The 16,544-nt window shown below is 45.9% G+C and carries 16 protein-coding genes and 1 tRNA gene; 8 read left to right on the top strand and 9 right to left on the bottom strand.

Annotated features, from left to right (window positions below):
- Window positions 1-41: 41 nt before the first annotated feature.
- Together P5V12_RS18915 and P5V12_RS18910 are read right to left on the bottom strand one after the other, a co-directional pair.
- Complete coding sequence (locus P5V12_RS18915; RefSeq protein ID WP_316954636.1) at window positions 42-1,145, bottom strand: glycoside hydrolase family 5 protein; 1,104 nt, start codon at window positions 1,143-1,145, stop codon at window positions 42-44.
- A gap of 538 nt (window positions 1,146-1,683) precedes the next feature.
- Window positions 1,684-1,760, bottom strand: a tRNA-Arg gene (locus P5V12_RS18910).
- Window positions 1,761-2,283: 523 nt separating this feature from the next.
- Between P5V12_RS18910 and P5V12_RS18905 the strand changes: the two genes are divergently transcribed.
- Window positions 2,284-2,694, top strand: coding sequence for a c-type cytochrome (locus P5V12_RS18905; RefSeq protein WP_410483347.1), 411 nt, complete (start codon window positions 2,284-2,286; stop codon window positions 2,692-2,694).
- Window positions 2,695-2,763: 69 nt separating this feature from the next.
- Here P5V12_RS18905 and leuA read toward each other — a convergent pair whose 3' ends face one another.
- Entirely contained in the window at window positions 2,764-4,470 is a 1,707-nt protein-coding gene (leuA, locus tag P5V12_RS18900) for a 2-isopropylmalate synthase (protein WP_316954634.1), read from the bottom strand.
- 200 nt (window positions 4,471-4,670) lie between these two features.
- Between leuA and P5V12_RS18895 the strand changes: the two genes are divergently transcribed.
- Window positions 4,671-5,135, top strand: a complete 465-nt coding sequence (locus P5V12_RS18895) for an Lrp/AsnC family transcriptional regulator (RefSeq protein ID WP_316954633.1) — start codon at window positions 4,671-4,673, stop codon at window positions 5,133-5,135.
- 38 nt (window positions 5,136-5,173) lie between these two features.
- Here P5V12_RS18895 and rep read toward each other — a convergent pair whose 3' ends face one another.
- Together rep and P5V12_RS18885 are read right to left on the bottom strand one after the other, a co-directional pair.
- Entirely contained in the window at window positions 5,174-7,192 is a 2,019-nt protein-coding gene (gene rep, locus P5V12_RS18890) for a DNA helicase Rep (RefSeq protein ID WP_316954632.1), read from the bottom strand.
- A 167-nt stretch (window positions 7,193-7,359) separates the two neighbouring features.
- The gene (locus P5V12_RS18885; protein ID WP_316954631.1) at window positions 7,360-8,883 is read right to left on the bottom strand and encodes a YifB family Mg chelatase-like AAA ATPase; all 1,524 of its coding nucleotides are present in this window, start codon (window positions 8,881-8,883) and stop codon (window positions 7,360-7,362) included.
- A gap of 285 nt (window positions 8,884-9,168) precedes the next feature.
- Here P5V12_RS18885 and P5V12_RS18880 point away from each other — a divergent pair, with 285 nt between their 5' ends.
- Window positions 9,169-10,152 carry an ABC transporter substrate-binding protein gene (locus tag P5V12_RS18880; RefSeq protein WP_316954630.1) on the top strand — a complete coding sequence of 328 codons (984 nt, stop codon included), beginning with the start codon at window positions 9,169-9,171 and terminating at the stop codon, window positions 10,150-10,152.
- Window positions 10,153-10,217: 65 nt separating this feature from the next.
- On the opposite strand, the gene P5V12_RS18875 is transcribed toward P5V12_RS18880, so the two are convergent.
- Window positions 10,218-10,463: an accessory factor UbiK family protein gene (locus P5V12_RS18875; RefSeq protein ID WP_316954629.1), complete on the bottom strand. Its 246-nt coding sequence runs from the start codon at window positions 10,461-10,463 to the stop codon at window positions 10,218-10,220.
- A 260-nt stretch (window positions 10,464-10,723) separates the two neighbouring features.
- Between P5V12_RS18875 and P5V12_RS18870 the strand changes: the two genes are divergently transcribed.
- The 4 genes from P5V12_RS18870 to P5V12_RS18855 all read left to right on the top strand — a co-directional run bounded on the left by P5V12_RS18870 (window position 10,724) and on the right by P5V12_RS18855 (window position 13,562).
- Entirely contained in the window at window positions 10,724-11,362 is a 639-nt protein-coding gene (locus tag P5V12_RS18870; RefSeq protein WP_316954628.1) for a TorF family putative porin, read from the top strand.
- Window positions 11,363-11,394: 32 nt separating this feature from the next.
- On the top strand, window positions 11,395-11,733 hold the full coding sequence (locus P5V12_RS18865; RefSeq protein WP_316954627.1) for a P-II family nitrogen regulator: 339 nt from the start codon (window positions 11,395-11,397) through the stop codon (window positions 11,731-11,733).
- Window positions 11,734-11,766: 33 nt separating this feature from the next.
- A complete protein-coding gene (locus tag P5V12_RS18860) occupies window positions 11,767-13,002 on the top strand; it encodes an ammonium transporter (RefSeq protein WP_316954626.1) in 1,236 nt (411 codons plus the stop codon).
- A 221-nt stretch (window positions 13,003-13,223) separates the two neighbouring features.
- Window positions 13,224-13,562, top strand: coding sequence for a P-II family nitrogen regulator (locus P5V12_RS18855; RefSeq protein WP_316954625.1), 339 nt, complete (start codon window positions 13,224-13,226; stop codon window positions 13,560-13,562).
- Window positions 13,563-13,718: 156 nt separating this feature from the next.
- Here P5V12_RS18855 and P5V12_RS18850 read toward each other — a convergent pair whose 3' ends face one another.
- The gene (locus P5V12_RS18850) at window positions 13,719-14,378 is read right to left on the bottom strand and encodes a DUF523 domain-containing protein (protein WP_316954624.1); all 660 of its coding nucleotides are present in this window, start codon (window positions 14,376-14,378) and stop codon (window positions 13,719-13,721) included.
- Between the two features lie 458 nt (window positions 14,379-14,836).
- Here P5V12_RS18850 and P5V12_RS18845 point away from each other — a divergent pair, with 458 nt between their 5' ends.
- Window positions 14,837-15,079 carry a hypothetical protein gene (locus tag P5V12_RS18845; RefSeq protein ID WP_316954623.1) on the top strand — a complete coding sequence of 81 codons (243 nt, stop codon included), beginning with the start codon at window positions 14,837-14,839 and terminating at the stop codon, window positions 15,077-15,079.
- A gap of 23 nt (window positions 15,080-15,102) precedes the next feature.
- On the opposite strand, the gene P5V12_RS18840 is transcribed toward P5V12_RS18845, so the two are convergent.
- Complete coding sequence (locus P5V12_RS18840; protein WP_316954622.1) at window positions 15,103-15,642, bottom strand: hypothetical protein; 540 nt, start codon at window positions 15,640-15,642, stop codon at window positions 15,103-15,105.
- 2 nt (window positions 15,643-15,644) lie between these two features.
- Window positions 15,645-16,535: a tyrosine recombinase XerC gene (gene xerC / locus P5V12_RS18835; RefSeq protein WP_316957452.1), complete on the bottom strand. Its 891-nt coding sequence runs from the start codon at window positions 16,533-16,535 to the stop codon at window positions 15,645-15,647.
- Window positions 16,536-16,544: the final 9 nt, after the last annotated feature.

Genomic DNA, 16,544 nt, shown 5'->3' with positions numbered 1-16,544 from the left:
ACTCTGCTAAAAGACGTGCTTGTCGAGACCGCCCCTTTATATTAATTTCTGTTTTTCATTTTTTCGCGTACCCATAACCCGGCTTCTTTCAGGTTATCGGTAGTCCATGGGCCATCCTTTACGCAGGTATTTTCTTTCCAAACGGCTCCTGTTCGGTGGTTGTCCGAGAAGTTCCAATTCGTCCAACTTATCTTTTTCTCGTCGAGTATATCGAGATAAGCTTGGGTGCTAACAAAATTGTTGTCGCCGTCGCCCGTATAAGCTTGTGAGCCCCACTCGGTAACAAAAATAGGGAGTCTATCTGCTGCCCAGATTAGATTGTCTCTATACGCCTGACCGTGAGAGGCTGCGTAAAAGTGGAATGTGTACATGATGTTATCGTAGGGTAGCGGGTCATCAACTATATCTTGGGCGGTTCTGCCATCAGAAACTCCTAACGATGCCCAGCCATGTGTGCCAATCAATATTATTGCGTCGTTATCAATCGCTTGGATAACAGGAATAATTTCTACGCCGTAGCTACGTATATCGGCCCAGGAAACATTGTTGGGTTCGTTTGCTACGTCATAAATAATATTAGTGTGGTCTTTATATGTATTTGCAATTTCAGTAAAAAAAGTAACTGCGTTATTTAAATTCGCGTTAGGATCTCCCGGGGAGAGCTGATGCCAATCTACAAGTGCGTAGAGCCCACGGTCGGTCGCTTCGTCAATTAAGGTTTTAACTTGAGTGGTAAAGCCTATTGGGTCGGATTCATACCCGCCTTCTTGAACATACAGGGAAATACGTAATATATCTGCTTCCCAGTCGTAAGCAAGTGCGTCCAACGAGGCTTCAGTTAAACAGTTATTCCATCCGTACCATTGTAAACCGTGGGTACTCATGCCTCTTAGTTGGATAGGGTTGTTTGCGCTGTCACAAATTACCCTGTTACAAACAGAAAGCTTTCCATAACGTTCAACTGGTGTGGTGGCCATACCTGACGAACTGTTTGAAGAGGAAGAACTGCTACTTGAGGAGCTGGAACTGCTTGAAGTTGATGACGAGCTAGAACCAGGATTTTCGTTTGAAGTTTTCGTAGAGCCTCCGCCGCAACTACTTAGAAGTGCTGCGGTAAAAATGGCAAATAAAATATGCAGTTTCATAGCGTTCTTTCTGCTTTTTACTGTGAAAATTAGAGCTTAGTGGATTGCTGTTGATTGGTGTGGTGCCATGCAACTGAGAAGCTATATTATTCGTGCAAAAAATAACCCCGGAGAGGTAGGAACCTAGTCGGGGCTTGAGAAGGATTGCCTTACTAATGAAACTCGACGAGTTTTACTTGGGCACACCAACCACGATATTACTACGCATTATTCGGCTGTTGAAATTCAAGAGTTGATTGACGCAAGTAATAAAATTCTGGATGTAAACGGAAATACGCCTACCCTGACGTTACTGAAATTAAAGGCGTCATAAAGGGTGGACACAAATTGGACACAAGGGGTGAATTTCTTTTGATGAGTGTGTGCAAAAATCGGGAAGGTAAAGTTGGTATGCGTTGGCTTATTGGGTTTATTTGGTTAGCGCTTTCAAGCTGAATAAACGGGTTAATCCCACTGTTTATCAGGCTTGCAGGCCATTTCCATTTTCTGATTTTTAGATACAAAAAAACCCCGTTTTCGCAAACGAGGTTTTCTTATATGGCGCACCCGGAGAGATTCGAACTCCCGACCAAGTGGTTCGAAGCCACCTACTCTATCCAGCTGAGCTACGGGTGCATGTTAAAGCGGTGTATCTAAATTCTGTTTGTTTGTCAGGTTAGCAGTGCTTTGCACTGCACCTACTCCCTTCGCTGTGCGAAGGTCCGTCCAATAATCGTAGATTATTGTCGTTCGGTTGCGCACGAAGCAATGCTTCGTTTCCGCTTACCTCACCCAGCTGAGCTACGGGTGTATGTTAAAGCTGTATATCTAAATTCTATTTGTTTGTCAGGTTAGCAGTGCTTTGCACTGCACCTACTCCCTTCGCTGTGCGAAGGTCCGTCCAATAATCCTAGATTATTGTCGTTCGGTTGCGCACGAAGCGGTGCTTCGTTTCCGCTTACCTCACCCAGCTGAGCTGCGGCTGATTTCGCTGTTTGTTTTGTGAGCGATTAGGCTTTGCAGCGGTTTACGCTCGACAGCGAGGGCGGGAATAATACCGCTGATTTTGTTATACGTCTATGTCCCACGGACATTTGTTCCAGCTTCGGCTATAATCCGGCCGGTTTAAAATAATGACTATCGACTTGTATTAGGGTGAATTGCTATGAAATATATTTTATCAGGGGTGGCAAGCCTGTTACTTGCAGCTTCGGTATTGGTAACAGCTGAAACTGTTGAAGATCGTGTTAAGCCTGTGGGCGACCTTTGTATGGAAGGTGAAGATTGTGCGGCGGCGCCAGCGGGCGATGCGGCGGGTGCAGGTGGTGCACGTTCTGGCGAAGATATTTACAAATCAAAGTGTACAACGTGTCATGCAACAGGTGCGGCGAATGCGCCTAAATTAGGTGATGTTGCTGCCTGGGCACCACGTATTGCTAAAGGCGTAGATGTTTTGTATGTATCTGCTATCAGCGGCTTCAACGGCATGCCAGCAAAAGGTTTGTGTTTCGACTGTTCCGATGATGACCTAAAGGCAACGGTTGACTATATGATCAACAATTCCAAGTAAGAGGAATTGCCTGAAAAAAAACCGCCGTTATGGCGGTTTTTTTATGTCTGCTGTTTATGTTCGTGCTGTTCAGGCCTCAGCTGTTGCTTTGTGTGATTCAACCTTTTCCTGGCTTGTTTGAAATCGATTAATGCCATTTACAAGTGCTTTTATGGCGGAATGAATAATATTGGCGTCCTTGCCTACACCAAAGGTTGCTGAGCTGCCATTAATTTTTACATCCACATAGGTTACCGCGGTTGCGTCCGAGCCTTCTCCGATGCCGTGTTCGTGATAGTCCACAAGCTCTACGTTATAAGAGGTAAACGCGTTGATGGCGTTGACGGTAGCGTCGATTGGCCCGTTGCCTGTGCCGTGGAGGCTAATGATTTCTTGCTTCTGGTTATCGTATATTTCAATGCTGACTTCCATCTGTTCACTGTGTTTTTGCAGGTAGCTGCAACTGGTGAATTCAAAGGGGGTGACTGCATCGAAGTATTCTTGTCCAAACAGTTTCGCCACTTCGTGGCCAGTGACTTCCTTACCCGTGGCATCGCTTACGGCTTGTACGATTCGGCTGAACTCGATTTGCAGGCGGCGCGGCAGTTCCAGTCCGGTTTCGGCTTGTAGCAGGTAGCTCACCCCCCCTTTACCCGATTGCGCATTGACTCTCACTACTGCATCGTAACTGCGGTTCAGGTCTGCCGGGTCGATGGGGAGGTAAGGTACTTCCCAGATTGCGCCCGCTTGTTGTTGGGCGAAGCCTTTTTTGATGGCGTCCTGGTGGGAGCCGGAAAAGGCGGTGTACACCAGTTCGCCCACATAGGGGTGGCGCGGGTGAACTGGAATCTGGTTGCACTCTTCTACCAGTCTTCGTACTTGGTCAATATTGGAAAAATCGAGGTTTGGGTGGACGCCCTGTGAGTAAAGGTTCAGGGCCAGGGTTACCAGGTCCACATTACCGGTGCGTTCACCGTTACCGAACAGGCAACCTTCTACCCGGTCAGCGCCGGCCATTACTGCCAGTTCCGCCGCCGCTACGGCGGTGCCTCGGTCGTTGTGAGGGTGGACGCTGATGATCACCGAATCCCGCTTATTGATGTTTCTGTGCATCCACTCCACCTGGTCGGCAAAGGTGTTCGGTGTGCTCATTTCCACGGTGGCGGGCAGGTTGATAATCATTTTGTGTTCGGGGGTGGGTTGCCATACATCAATCACCGCGTCACACACTTCCTTGGCAAACTCCACTTCGGTACTGGAGAAGGTTTCCGGTGAATACTGGTAGACCCACTCGGTTTCGGGGTGTTGAGCGGTCAGTTCTTTGCTCCATTGGGTGGCTTGCACGGCAATGGCTTTTGCGCCGGCCTTATCGGTGTTGTAGACAATTCGGCGAAACTCGGGAGCCAGCGGGTTGTATACATGCAGAATGGCCCGTTTGGCACCCTGCAGGCTATCAATGGTTTTTTCAATTAGCTCTTTGCGTGCCTGGGTTAGTACTTCGATGGTGACATCTTCCGGGATATGGCCATGCTCGATGAGCTGGCGAACAAACTGGAAATCGATGTCGGAGGCAGAAGGGAAGCCTACTTCGATTTCCTTGAAGCCCATCGCCACCAGTGCTTTAAAGAAGCGCATTTTGGTTTCGATGGACATCGGATTGATCAGTGCCTGGTTGCCGTCACGCAGGTCCGTACTCATCCATATGGGAGGTTGGGTAATGGTTCTACTCGGCCATTGGCGATCCGTAAGTTGGATGCCTTGAAAAGGGCGGTATTTTTCTGCGGGGTTGGCAAGCATGTTCGGCTCCAGTATTCCTGTTGTGCCCGAACGTTACCTGTTTAGCGACGAGGGGCATGGTGTGCTTCAATTGCTGACCAGTATAAAGAGAAGTAGCCGCTATAAAATTGCGAAAATACTTCAAAATAAATTAAATGAGCAATATTATTGCTGAAAGCTTAATTTTTATGGCATAAATCTATTTATATGGAGTAGCGGATATGGATTTGGATAAATACGACAAGCAGATCCTTCAGGTTTTACAGGAAAACGGGCGGGTCAGTAATCAGGAATTGGCGGACAGTATCAGTCTTTCTCCTTCCCCGTGTTTGCGCCGGGTGCGGGCGCTGGAGGAAGCCGGGTTGATTGATGGTTATGTCGCCTTGCTTAATGCCAAAAAGCTGGGGCTGACGTTGATGTCCTTTATTCATATCAGCATGGACAAACACTCACCAGACAGGTTTGAAACCTTTGAGAAAAAAGTCAGCCAGTTTGCCGAGGTATTGGAATGCCATCTGATTACCGGTCAGGCGGCGGATTATCTACTGAAGGTGATTGTGAAAGATATGGATGCCTATCAGCAGTTCCTGCTGAACAAGCTGACCACCATTGAAGGGGTGAGCGGTGTGCATTCTTCGTTTGTACTGAAGTCGCCCATGAGCAGAACTGCTTTGCCTGTCGGTTAGTTTGTTGTGTGTAAGTATGTACTCACTGCGAGGGAGATTTAGTCAAACAGGTTCATCAGGGTTGCCATGGTTTCCTGCCCTTTTTTCTCATTTTCTATTGGGCAGGCTTTAGCAAAGCCTTCGGCTTCGATGTCTTCTTCTGGAAGTTCATCCAAAAACCGGCTGGGGGTGGTTTCGGACTTCTCGCCAAACTGCTTGCGTGTACCCGCCAGGGTCATGGTCAGTGTTTTCTTGGCTCGGGTGATGCCAACGTATGTGAGCCGTCGTTCCTCTTCGATATTGTTTTCTTCAATACTGTTGCGGTGCGGGAGCAGTTCTTCTTCCATGCCCATTAAATATACATGTGGAAACTCCAGTCCTTTGGAGGCGTGCAAGGTCATGAGCTGTACCCTGTCCGTCAGGTCTTCTTCTTCCTGACGTTCAAGTAAGTCCATCAACACCAGTTTGGCGATGGCCTTGTTGAGTTTCTCCTCGTTTTCCATGTTTTCATCTTCGTCCTTGTCGATGGTGGATTTAATCGATTCGACCAGAAACCACACATTCTCCATACGTTTTTCGGCGACTTTGGCGGAACTGGTATTTTGGTAGAGCCAGCTTTCGTAGTCGATGTCGCCAATCATTTCGCGAATGGCTTCGACCGGGTTGTTGTTGTGGCAGTTATTTCTGACACGACTGATCCATCCGGCGAATTCGCGAATTTTCTCTAACCCTTTTTTGGGGATGACAGCCTGCAACCCTACCTCTTCACAGGCGTGTAATAAGCCGATTTCCCGTTCCGTCGAATAGCGACCCAGTGCTTCCAGGGTGCCGGTACCGATTTGCCGCCGGGGGGTGTTGACCACGCGAAGGAAGGCGTTGTCGTCGTCCGGGTTTACCAGCAAGCGCAGGTAACCCATGATGTCTTTAATTTCCGCACGGGAGAAAAAGCTGGTGCCGCCGCTGATGTTGTAGGGGATCTGGTGATGCTGAAGTTTCAGCTCGATTAAGCGGGCTTGATGATTACCGCGGTAAAGCACGGCAAAATCGCGGAATTTGGCTTGTCGACGCAGCTTTTGCGTCAATATTTCAGTGGCGACCCGTTCGGCTTCACTTTCTTCATTGCTGCAGCGAATCAATCGAAGTGGCTCGCCCATACCCAGGTCACTCCACAGGGTTTTGTCGAACTCATGGGGGTTGTTGGCGATCAGGGTATTGGCCACTTTTAATATGCGAGCGGTTGAGCGGTAGTTTTGCTCAAGCTTAATCACATGCAGGTTGGGGAAATCCTGTTTGAGTAAAGCCAGGTTTTCTGGCCGCGCGCCGCGCCAGGCATAGATAGATTGGTCATCGTCTCCGACGACAGTTAAGGCGCTTTTTTCACCGACCAGCATTCGCACCAGTTGGTATTGAGAGGAGTTGGTGTCTTGGTATTCGTCCACCAGCAAATAGCGCACTCTCTGCTGCCAACGGTTAAGTACTTCTTCGTTGTTTGCGAGCAGCATCGCGGGCAGGCGAATCAGGTCATCGAAGTCGACGGCATTGTATGCCTGGAGGGCTTTGTTATAACGCTCAAAGATGAGGGCCATGGTTTGCTCACCCTGGCTCTGGGCAGATTCCAATGCTTGCGTGGGCTCGATCAGCCCGCTTTTCCAGTTGGAGATCTGGTTCTGTACGCTGTCTAGTAAGTCGCCGTCCAGATCGGCGTCCTTGAGCATGATTTCTTTAATCAGAGTGCGGGCGTCTTCGGAGTCAAACAGAGTGAAGTTGGATTTGTAGCCCAGCTGCCTGTGTTCCCGGCGCAAGATGTTCAGCCCGAGGTTATGAAAGGTCGAGACAATCAAGCCGTGAGAAGCTTTGCCTTTAACCAGTTTGCCAACCCGCTCTTTCATTTCTCGTGCGGCTTTATTGGTGAAGGTTACGGCTGCGATGTGTCTGGCCGAATAGCCACACTCCTCGATCAGGTAGGCGATTTTGCGGGTGATTACACTGGTTTTGCCACTGCCAGCGCCGGCCAGAACCAGACAGGGGCCGTCAATGTATTTCACAGCTTCTTGTTGGCGGGCATTTAGGGTAGTCACAAATATCTCTTGGCCTTGCGAACGGCTGGGCATTTTAACAGAGCGAATTGATTTTCGATGCCTTAAAAAAAAAACTTTTTTTATTGTGCGACCTATTCGGCAGGAGTGCCGCCTACTGGCTTATGCTTGCAAGTTATAGATAGCGGTTTAATTTTCGATTATGCAATTTACCCAGAGGTGAGACGGTTTGTGCTTCTCCGGTCGAGGTTACGATAACCAAACGCTTCGGCAATGTGTTGGTGATGAATATTATCGCTCAGGTTAAGGTCTGCAATTGTTCGGGCCACTTTTAATATTCGGTCGTAAGCTCTTGCCGATAGCCCGAGAGAGTCGATCGCTTGAATTAAAAAGTTTTTATCGGATGAAGTTAATTGGCAAAAATCATTCAGTTCTTTGCCGGTGAGATTTTTATTGGTTTTCCCCTGGCGAGAAATTTGTCGTTCTCTTGCTGTTATTACTCGCTTTTGTATCGATTCACTTGCTTCCCCTTGCTCGGCATTTTGCAGTTCTTCAACCGATAAACTATTAACTTGAATATGCATGTCGATGCGGTCCAGTAATGGCCCGGAAATTTTATCTTTATATCGATGGGTTTGTGCCGGAGTACAACGGCATTTATCGGAGCCATCGCCGAAAAAACCACAAGGACACGGATTCATGGCGGCGACAAGTTGAAAATTACTGGGATATTCTATTTGTGCATTGGCTCGTGATATATGTATTTTCCCGTACTCTAAAGGCTCGCGTAAAACCTCAAGCACTTTGCGAGAAAATTCAGGTAGCTCATCCAAAAATAAAACACCGTGATGGGCAAGTGATATTTCTCCTGGTTTGGGATGGCTGCCGCCGCCAACCAGCGCTGCAGCGGAAGCTGTATGATGAGGCCGACGGAATGGACGAGTTAGCCAATTGTCATTATTTCTTTTAATCGTTACAACGGATTGAATTGCGGCAACTTCAATTGCTTCGTCTTCATTTAACGGCGGCAAAATACTCGGTAACCGACTGGCTAACATGGATTTCCCTGTGCCGGGTGGACCAAAAAAAAGAATGTTATGTTCACCCGCTGCGGCTATTTCGAGTGCACGCTTTGCTTGTTGTTGACCTTTAATATCAGAAATATTTAGCATTGCAGGTTCAGAATAATTCTGTGTCTGTTTTTCAGGTTTCGATAATTCGATTCTCTGATGTAAAAACGCGCTGACTTGTAATAGGTTTTTTGCAGTCAGTATTTTTCCCTGTCGATACAAGGCCGCCTCTGTACTATTCGCGGTCGGTAAAATCAACGTGCGATTTTCTTTTGTGCTTTGAATTGCTGCCGAAATACACGCATTAACGGGGCGCAAATCGCCGGAAAGTGCAAGCTCACCAATAAATTCAAATTGATCCAGTTGTGTATCGGGAATTTGTTCCGAAGCGGCAAGTATGCCCAGAGCAATAGCTAAATCGTAGCGCCCTCCTTCTTTCGGTAAATCCGCGGGGGCCAAGTTAACGGTTATTTTTCGTTGTGGAAATTCCAGGTGACTATTCAGAATGGCACTGCGAACCCGGTCTTTGCTTTCCTTTACTGCAGCTTCCGGTAAACCAACAATGGTAAAACCCGGCAAGCCATTAGATAAATGGACTTCGACAATGACCTGAGGGGCAGATATACCCAATTGGGCGCGAGTATGAATAACAGCCAGAGGCATGGGGGACGTCCTTGAAAATATATGTTCCTTTTTTTAAGTCTAATCGGTCAAACGGCGCATTGCTGTAGGAAATACACCTTGGAGTATGTATGAGAAAGCACCACTTATAAATTTGATTTTTGTCTATGTTTTATAAGAAAGGTCGTTAATTAACTGTATAACAAGGGCTTCTATTTTCTCTTTTAGGTAAATAGTGAAGCAGGGTTTGATGGTAAGGGTGTTTTGTTATCATAAATCTGTGGTTCTATACTTTACGCGATGAGCGTTTGTTTGAAAGGAGGTGTGGTGAGTCGAACGAAACGATTTGGCATGGCGTTTATATTGTTGTTTATTTCCGAGCTATCTGTTGGTGGTGCCACCGTTCTGGTTGTTGATAGCTATCATGCGCAATTCCCGTGGGTGATGAGTTACCGCGAAGGGCTTGAAGAAGTGTTAGCGGGTCGGTATACCCTGCAATATTTCGAAATGGACACAAAACGGTTGCCAAGGTCTCAGTATCAAGAGCGTGCAGACCGCGCATGGGAGGTCTACCTACAGACCAAGCCCGCTTTGGTGATCCTTGCGGATGATAATGCGCTTGAATATCTGGGGCCGGAGTTTTCTGACGTTGACACGCCGGTGGTCTATATGGGAATAAATCGTAATCCGCGAGATTACGTTTCCTATGGTGCGAAGAATATTACCGGGGTATTGGAACGGCCTTTGATGAAGCGTTCTATTGCGAGTATTAAAGCCTTACTTCCCGAAACGCAGAATGTCTTGGTGCTTTTTGATTCAGGTCCGACCTCCCAATCCTTGCTGACTGAAATGTTTGAAGGACAACGTCGGCACCGTATTCACGGTGTTAATGTGGATATTCGTTCAATTGATGATTGGGATACTTGGCAAAAAACAATTTTGATGTCGAGCCCGCATTATGATGCCCTGGTAGTGGGGCTGTATCAGGCGATTGTCGACGGGAATAATATACATATACCTGCGGAAACCGTGATCAATTGGACTTCGCAGCATACGCCTATCCCTCCTTTTGGTTTTTGGGATTTCTCCGTAGGTGAAAAAAAATGCATCGGCGGTCTGGTACTGTATGGCAAAGAACAGGGTAAAGCTGCTGGTACAATGGCGTTGAAAATTTTAAAAGGTACTTCCCCAAGGAAACTGTCCCCCCGGACAGCCCCTCATGGTCACTACCTCTATAGCGAAAAGCAGTTGAACAAATATGCCATTCATCTACCTAGGAAGATCGCTTTAAAGGCGGAGCTTATCGAGTAATTAATAGACGCTTGAGAAATTAGGTCTTTTAGAGTAAATCGATGATGCAATAAAGAGAGTAAATACTAGCCTTCTTGTTTTTCAATCTGTGCAAGCTTGTTTTCGAGCATTTCCAGTTTTGCTCGGGTACGCTCCAGGATAGCCTTTTGGGTATCGAATTCTTCACGTGTTACCAAATTCATCTTTTTTAATTGGGCTTCAAGTAACGCTCGAAATTTTGAATTTGCCTCAGCAGATATCGCCTGAGCGGGGCTTTTTGAAAAAATGTCGCGTGCTTCATTAAGTAGGGTTTTGGTTACTTCATTAATCATTGGAATACTCTCATTCTTTTCTACACTCTATTTTAATTGTTTTCTCCAAACAATGCGCCTCATAGTGGTGCGGTATGGCATATCTTGCGCGCAAATGGTGCGGATATCGATATCCCCATTATTTTAATTCTCAAAATATAACCGTGTAAATTCTCTAAGGTCATGAAAAATATAGTTTTTTTTGTGTTGGCCTGGATGATGCTATAGAGCTGCATCGAATCACTAATTAATTAAATAAAAGAACAATCAAGGTGGGTCCAATGAAAAAGTCAGCCATTGCAATGGGTGTAGCAGGACTGTTATCCGGTGTTGCTCAGGCAGAAGTCACCGGCAATATCGGCGTGGTGTCGGATTATTACTTCCGTGGTGTCAACCTCGGCGATGCAGGTGTTTATGCCGGGTTAGATTTTGCAAAAAACGGTTTCTTCGCCGGTACTTGGTGGATTGATGACGGTACCGAAGGCAACGACGGTATGGAAGCCGATTTCTATGGCGGTTACGGCATGGAATATGAACAAGGCTTTTCCTGGAGTATTGGCTATTCACGATACACCTACACCTACACCAATGACTATGAGCATGAAGTTGGTTTAAACCTTTCCTACGGAGACTTCAGCCTGGATTTGGTCACAGGTGAAGATGACGATGATGGTGCTGATGCCGCGTCTTACGATGCGTTGATATTTAGCTACAGCTACAAATTCCTTGGTTTTACTGCCGGTGCGTTCAGGCCGGAAGACTCTGCCGATGATTATGAGTGGGCAGAGATATCGGTGAGTGGTGAACTCATCGAAGGTATCGATGCGACTTTCTCCATAGGTGCAGCCAGTTTTGATAATCGAGACACCGATGGTTACATGGTGTTGGATATCAGTAAGAGCTTTGAACTTTTTAAATAATTTTCATCGGTCACTGCAAGGACATTGCGCGCATGAAATTAGTTACCGCAATCATCAAGCCGTTTAAGTTGGAGTCTGTTCGAGAGTCTTTAGCTGAGATGGGTATTCAAGGTGTAACAGTAACCGAAGCGCGAGGCTTTGGTCGGCAAAACGGGCATACCGAATTGTATCGGGGAGCGGAATACATTGTGGATTTCCTCCCGAAAACCAAAGTGGAAGTTGTGGTGATGGATGAACAGCAAGAGGCTGTGATGGATGCGATCCACAAAGCAGCATACAGCGGAAAAATCGGCGACGGAAAAATTTTTATTCGTTCCGTAGAACAGGTTATTCGTATTCGCACCGGTGAAACGGGCGAAGCGGCTTTATAAATTTTTAATAGGTATAAATACTCGGAGATTCCGATGGAGAATTCAATTTTTCAACTTCAATACGCATTAGACACGTTTTACTTTTTGGTGTGTGGTGCACTGGTAATGTGGATGGCAGCCGGCTTTGCCATGTTAGAGTCCGGTTTGGTTCGCGCAAAAAACACAACGGAAATTCTAACCAAGAACGTTGCGCTTTATGCGGTGGCTTGCACTATGTACTTAATCTGCGGTTATTCCATTATGTATGGCGGGGATGATTTCACCCTGGCCTTGAGTGGCATTAGCGGAAACGGTGTTGATGCGGGAAAAGCGTATGCACCTTCTGCGGACTTTTTCTTTCAGGTGGTATTTGTTGCAACTGCTATGTCCATTGTGTCTGGTGCGGTTGCTGAACGAATGAAGCTATGGGCATTCCTGGCTTTTGCCGTGGTCATGTGCGGACTCATCTATCCTATGGAAGGTCGATGGACCTGGGGTACCCAGCCCGTGTTTGGCATGTATACCCTGGGTAAACTTGGGTGGAGCGATTTTGCAGGCTCGGGTATTGTGCACTTGGCGGGTGCCTCCGCTGCACTTTCCGGTGTGCTTTTCCTTGGTGCCCGTAAGGGTAAATACGGCCCTAACGGTCAGGTGAATGCCATTCCTGGTGCAAACTTGCCACTTGCTACGCTAGGTACATTCATTCTTTGGATGGGGTGGTTTGGCTTCAATGGTGGTTCGGTTTTAGCTACTGCCAGTGTAGAAAGCGCGAACTCGGTTGCGGTGGTATTTATGAATACTAACGCAGCCGCAGCGGGAGGCTTAATTGCGGCATTGCTATTGGCACGTTTTATTTTCGGTAAAGCCGATTTAACTATGGCCCTTAACGGTGCGTTGGCTGGTCTGGTTGCGATTACTGCTGAGCCTTCAACTCCTACGCCTTTGCAGGCCACATTATTTGGTGGTTTGGGTGGCTTATTGGTTGTATTTAGCATTATCGGTTTGGATAAGCTGAAGATCGATGACCCTGTGGGTGCGATTTCCGTGCACGGCGCGGTTGGTCTACTTGGTCTGTTATTGGTGCCGGTCACTAATCCTGGAAATTCCAGTTTCTCTGGCCAGTTGATTGGTGCGTTGACTATCTTTGTCTGGGTGTTTGGTGTTAGTTCGGTGTTCTGGTTCTTGCTGAAGAAAACCTTCGGTATTCGGGTCAGCGAAGAAGAGGAATTTGATGGGGTAGACCTGACCGAATGCGGGATGGAAGCCTATCCAGAATTCACCAGCAAGTAATGTATTAGTAGAAATATAGAAATGACAATACAGGCGACATATCGCAGCAACAAAGCCCCGGTGGTGTCGTCTGTACAAGGTTTAATCTGCATCAACCTGGTTAGGTAAAACTTTGAGTTTAGCGTGAGTTCAGTGTAAATTTGTTTATGAACTGAATATAACCATTAAACATCACTGGTGTGCTAAACGGTTGGGTGCATTAGTCAAATAAGGGTTCATCTATGAAATTAATTACAGCCATTATTAAACCTTTCAAGCTCGATGATGTTCGCAATGCGCTTTCAGATATCGGTGTACAAGGTATGACAGTGACAGAAGTGAAAGGGTTTGGTCGTCAGAAAGGTCATACTGAGCTTTATCGTGGCGCGGAGTATGTGATCGACTTTTTGCCTAAAGTGAAGCTAGAGCTTGTTCTTGGTGAAGATTTGGTTGATCAAGCTGTTGAAGCCATTACCAAAGCGGCACAAACAGGTAAGATCGGTGATGGTAAAATTTTCATCACGCCATGCGAAGAAGTCATCCGAATTCGTACCGGTGAAACTGGCGCCGACGCGGTTTAATTGTCAGTGTGTTAGAAAAAAGCCTCGCTGTTTTCGGCGAGGCTTTTTTTTGTTTGTAATTTGTCCTTCCGCGCCTCCTTCAAGAGGGTCTGATTGGCTATCGAACGCCCTAATGTAAATGATGCTACTCCCTCACGCGCTGTTTTGTCTCTGTTGCTAGCCTCTTAGGTCAGGCCAAAATATGTATTTATTAAAAAGTTCGTTATGTAAATCGCGGGCGTAATCGTTACTGCTGTGGTTGGTGAGTTTATCAATCAGTGTGAGTAATCTGGATTGATAATTCTGAGTAATCAACTTGGCCTTTAAGTAGCTTTCCAAATAGGTTGCCAGAAGAAAGTCTCTGACTGCTCCACCATCGTTAAACCAGGATTCTTCAAAAACAATACTGGTGGAAAAAGCATCCATTAATGCCTGACTGAAAATACCGTTACTTAATACCCGTTTCCCATCTCCCAGTTGATGGGGGGTGGAACCGACCCCGCAACTTGGGGAGCGGCTTTTTAGAATAGCTGCATCGTAGACTTGGCACTGGTGAAAATGAGTTGAAAAGTGCACTAGCTGATCCGTTACATCAAGTGAAGGAATATCACGACCAACAGCTCGAATTCTATCCCCTTTTTTTACTAGGTGTACTGGTGGTCTGGGTGTGCTCAAACCGGATTCAACTTCTGGGCAGACTTTTTGAATCTCAACCCAGTCGCTTAACTCGTTTAACCAGGAGCCTTGTTGTTTGTGCTGGCCGTCGTAGCGAACCTTTTCACCAAGTAAGCAAGCACTGACTACAACGACGGGTTTGATTTTACGAATGGAGTCCAACGTATTCCCCTTGGGGCAACTTGCGTTATATGAAGACTGTCCGGTTGAAAGTATAAAAATACTAACCATCGACAGAGGTGAGTAGTTTAGCCAGTGGAATATGATATGAGCAATGCAAAGCCGCGTTTTTTGCGCAAAGCTGATAAGATGAGAGCTACATTTTTTTATTGCCTTACCATGAACGTATCTCACTTAGCGCACTTGTATTTTTATGGCAAAAATTTTCCGGCAGGATAGTTAATCATGTAGATATTCACAAATTTTGCGATGAAGTTTGCGAGAAATTTTACTAATAACCCACAGGAGGGAATTATTAATATAAATAGAACAAAAAAAACTAAACAAATATAAAATAAAATGATGATTCTAAAATGGACCTGGTCTATAAATTATCGGAAATCTTTCAACCCATTTTTATTGAGTTTTTATTACATATTCAAGTTAGGGCTGAGTAAAAAATGAACGAAACAGACGATTACGATGATGACAATTCTGTAGAAGATGAAATGGATATGGATACTATATCTGCTATCGATGATCCGGGGTCGCAATTATCTGCAAAGGAACGAGAACGGCAAAAGTTGCAGGAGCAAATTGATGCTTTTCTAGCGTCCGGAGGACAGATTCAGCAGATTGATTCCAATGTGATTGCCGATCCACCCAAGAAGCCGGAATCGAATTATGGTGGTCAGCCAATTTAAATGGGTTGACCTTGAATTTTTGCTTAGGTTGAACTACCGGTTTTTCTAAGTTGCCATAGCTTAATAAGCCAATAGGCAGGGTAGCCGAGAAAAATTGCCAGAGTAATAAAGTACACCAGAATAATTAACCAGGCATAACGTCGAGCTGACTCAAATGTGCTACTGTTTTTTAGTAGCTCACCGTCTTTTGTATATATTTCTTTTCCTAGCCAATGGTCTTCCCTGCATGGCAGTGCCTGAATTTTTACAACGTCCGATTTTTCCGGGCGCGTTGCGTAGTTTGGTTGTGTTCCAGAATACGGATCATTGAAAAATATGTAGGTAAAGTCGGGTGCGGTAGAACCCTCAAGTTTTAACCAGTAGTAACCCTTTGAATCTTTTCGTTCAGTGACTTTTCCTTGAATGGTTATCGCTTCTATGTTGCAACTAAATAATAATTTGTTGGCAGAAAAGTATAGGTTTTGACTGTAAATTCCAAACAGAAACAGTGGTGTGAAAATAACCAGAAATAAAGCGTATAACTTCTTCTGAATAGAATTGGGCAGGTCACTAGCCTTTTTCATAGTCAGGATTTCTTGTTTGCTCTTGGATGGGCCTGATCATATACCTTGGCCAGATGTTGAAAATCCAGATGGGTATAGATTTGAGTGGTTGAAATATTTTCGTGGCCAAGTAACTCCTGTACCGCCCGTAAGTCGCCGCTGGATTCCAGTAAATGACTGGCGAAAGAATGTCGAAGCATATGCGGATGCAAGTGTTGCCCTACCTGGGATGCGCCAATTTTTTTAAAACGTTCCTGAATATTACGTACGCTGATTCGTATTCCTCGTTGCGAAATAAACACCGCTTGCTCATCTTGATCTTTGAGTTGTGTCTTGCGTTGTCCTAACCAGTCTTGCAATGCGCGTAGGGCATAACTGCCAATAGGTAATTGACGGGTTTTGTTGCCTTTACCTATAACTCTGAGTGTGGCTGCTTTTAGATCCAGATCATGGAGGTTAAGCCCCGCCAATTCGGATAAGCGCAGCCCGGAGGAATAGGTGATTTCGAGCATGGCTTTATCCCGACAGCTTAAAAAGTCGCTACCATCAATGTTAAGCAACTGACTGACCTGATCGGCATCCATGGTTTTCGGTAATTTTTTGTCTGCTTTCGGTGCTTGAATACCTTCCGTTGGGTTCGTTGTTACCCATCTCTGTTTTTTACAAAAGCGGAAAAACATTTTAATGCTCGACAGCCAGCGCTGAATACTTTTTGTCGCGAGTCCCTGTTGACGTAATTTTCCAATCAACAATCGTAAATGGATTACCTGAATATCCTGCACTTGGTTCAACTGTTCGGACACGCCATACTGCTGAAGTTTGATCAGGTCTCGTACATAATTATCGTGGGTGTGCTTGGAAAGCTGGCGTTCCGTGGCCAAGTATGTCGAAAACATGTCGATTTCTTTTTGCAGAAAAAGATT

It is taken from the genome of Teredinibacter sp. KSP-S5-2, assembly GCF_032773895.1.
Lineage (GTDB): Bacteria > Pseudomonadota > Gammaproteobacteria > Pseudomonadales > Cellvibrionaceae.
Note: the sequence above shows the minus strand (reverse complement) of the source record. Positions and strands in the feature narration are given on the sequence as shown.